Annotated in this window: 2 protein-coding genes; both read right to left on the bottom strand. The window is 52.2% G+C overall.

Features of this window, described 5'->3' with window-relative positions:
• Positions 1 to 167 precede the first annotated feature (167 nt).
• A complete protein-coding gene (locus R7R78_RS24905; RefSeq protein ID WP_225474472.1) occupies positions 168 to 479 on the bottom strand; it encodes a hypothetical protein in 312 nt (103 codons plus the stop codon).
• A gap of 5 nt (positions 480 to 484) precedes the next feature.
• A partial coding sequence (locus tag R7R78_RS24900) for a hypothetical protein (RefSeq protein WP_225474471.1) occupies positions 485 to 923 on the bottom strand: 439 nt, incomplete at its 5' end.

Here is a 923-nt window from a genome sequence, read left to right as displayed (position 1 = left end):
GCGTTGATCGCTGGTTGAGTTGCGTCGTTTCTGAATAGAGCGAACTATCCACTCTGTAACCTCGACCTTTGCTTTATCATCATCAGAGATGTAATAAAGGGCTGCGTACAACACAGCGCCTTTACGAATGACTGATGGTGGGTATGCCTGGGCTTTCATCTATCCCCCTATCGCTTTTTCTTTCCGACAAGACGGAGATGATCGGCGGCCAAGTCATACTGCTCGTTTTTGTCGCGGCGGCGGAATCTGTCAAAAAACTTCCCTCGTGGCAGGGTTTCTTCCATAGCGATCAGGCGGTTCAGCCACACTTCTTGAGGTAGCATCCCTGCTGGAGTCGGCCCGAGCTTACGTCCTTCCTTGACGTGCTCCATTGTTTGCGTGGCAGTTAACATCGCACCACCAAACTTTCTCCACTTGAATTGCAGGGGCATATCTGGAGACTCATCCAGCATCAATTTCTTATTGGTTTGTTCTGTCACGACAATTACTCCACCATCCATTCTTCACTAAGCAGGAACGCCCAGCGCTCTTCTGCTTTTTCTGGGTTGTCTTTGGCCTGTTTGATCATGATCTCGGCGGCGTTAAAGCCTACCTCTCCACTGAACCGGCCCCATGAATGGCTATGCCACTCGCGCATCACACTTCGGCCAAGCGATGCAAGTTCTGGACTTACACCCTCATGGAGGGCATAGAGCTCCCAAGCATCCCACCCGTATCGTAATAGGTTGTGCCCTGGGGCGTTAAAGGCCTGAGCAGCCTTGAACCGCTCTCCAGGCTCCTTCCCTCTAACATCCACACCCTGGAGCACCAACCCCATTACCACTTCAATGACAGGCTCGCGTTGCTTCTTTGCCAGCTCGATGGCAGCCACCAGCATTGCTTTGGCGTCAACAAATTTCCCATGCCCTTGGCACATACCGCAG

The organism is Vibrio sp. 2134-1 (assembly GCF_033339495.1).
The sequence above is the reverse complement of the archived record's forward strand: the minus strand, read 5'-3'. Positions and strand labels throughout refer to the sequence as shown.